Annotated in this window: 2 protein-coding genes; both read right to left on the reverse strand. The window is 43.8% G+C overall.

The annotated features are described in order from the left end of the window. Positions 1–956 (reverse strand): CorA family divalent cation transporter (locus tag L0J61_RS10675; protein ID WP_301466415.1); only part of this gene is annotated, 956 nt, incomplete at its 3' end. Positions 957–1,152: 196 nt separating this feature from the next. Next, a complete protein-coding gene (locus tag L0J61_RS10680; protein ID WP_301466416.1) occupies positions 1,153–1,542 on the reverse strand; it encodes a DUF2237 family protein in 390 nt (129 codons plus the stop codon). Positions 1,543–1,734 lie beyond the last annotated feature (192 nt).

The following is a 1,734-nucleotide window of genomic DNA, read 5'->3' on the forward strand; positions in this document are numbered from 1 at the left end:
TTAATAGCGTCTAAGGAATGTAGCAAGTGGTCATTGACGTCACGAAAATAAGGTTTGGCTGCTTGAGAAAACCCAGAGACCAGCTCGCTTTTTTTATGGTTAATAAAAAAACTACAGATGTCTTGCACTGGTAAAATAATCGCGCGCATGTGTACCAGTTGTGATTTAAGCTTATAGAGGTTCTTTAAGGTGCTTTTATCAAACTCATAGGTGAAGACATAACGCTCTTGCTCACGCAGGTAGCGCCCCAAGCGGTCAGTGATTGGCATGTAGTTATCGACAATAAAATCAAGAATAGCATGCAATACAAATATCGGTCCCATCCGCAGTTTTTCTGGACGACGGTGGCAGTGCTCGCGGACGGGTGCGTATGAATTCGAAGGGCCATTACGAATGGTGATTAGATAATTTTTGCCCATGAATATCGCTGTGGTGCCATAGCGAATGACATTATCTTCAAGCTTTGCAGTGCGTAATACCACAAACACCATGTCATTGTCATAGTTCTCAACCTTGGCACGTTGATGATCGGCAAAAGCATCCTCAATTGCCAATTCATGTAGGCCAAAAGCGTCTTTGATTTTGACCATGGTTTCTAAACTGGGGTCGTACAGACCGAGCCAGATAAATTGACCGCTGTTGCTCAATGCACGGCTGACATCGTTTAACGCCAATCTATCGAGCTTTTCTCCTGTTTTACGAGAGTAGGAATAGCAGTTGACGACTTCGTCTTCGCTGGATGAGTCGATATCTTCATAGCGCTCAGAGTCAGGATCGTAGACGGTCATCGTCTCGATTGTATCTTCATTCGTGGCGTCTTTGTCGCCGTAGATATAGCTTTCTTCATTGTCCAGATACAGATGCTCATCTTTCATATCGGAATAGAGACGATCGATATTAGAATCAGGTGCAATACGTGCTGTTTTTTTGATTAACTGGTCGTTATTGTCTTCCATACACCCTCTCCATAAAGCAAAAAAACCATCAATATCGTCAATATAAGATTAAAGCTGAACCCTGTGTAGCCTGTGTTGCAGTATGATTCACACCATTGAGGTCGCCCGGTTGCTTGCTTTCAATCTTTTTTTAAGTGAAGCAACTGTCGTTAAGCGGCTAATTATAAGCCGCTAGTCATGACCTGCTAAGCCGTTGCTAAAGTGCATAGCTCTTTAGCGTCTCAATATCGACCAAACCTAACAAGCTTTCGTGACAGGCTTCTAGTTTGATTTGTGGCGCAATATCAAAGTCTAGAGCCTCAACCCAGCGTAGGGCGCAGATACACCAGTAGTCACCTGGTTTTAGTCCAGAAAAGCCATATTCAGGTAATGGTGTGATGAGGTCATTACCGCGACTGGCAGAAAAGTTTAAAAACTCACTGGTCATCTTGGCACAGACAGTATGCTGACCAACATCGTGATTGCCAGTGTGACAAAAGCCATTACGATAGTAGCCAGTAATAGGGTCAAAGCAGCAACTAGCGAGTTCAGTGCCCAGGACGTTGGTTTGATTGGTGGCGGGGTTTGGGTGGTAATCAGATGACATAAGGATTCCCTGATAAAATTTGGGTTAGTGTATCATGAGTCTGCCCCAAAAACGCTGCCGTAATGCTGTTCATCGTCTTCTGTATTGGCATGTATACAGGCATGATGTAAGGGCCACTGACTCAAGACGAGTTCAGTATACTTAATAGCTGCTGTATAGACCAAGACGATGTGCCGTAAATAGGTATCAATA

It is taken from the genome of Psychrobacter sp., from assembly GCF_030457785.1.
GTDB lineage: Bacteria > Pseudomonadota > Gammaproteobacteria > Pseudomonadales > Moraxellaceae > Psychrobacter.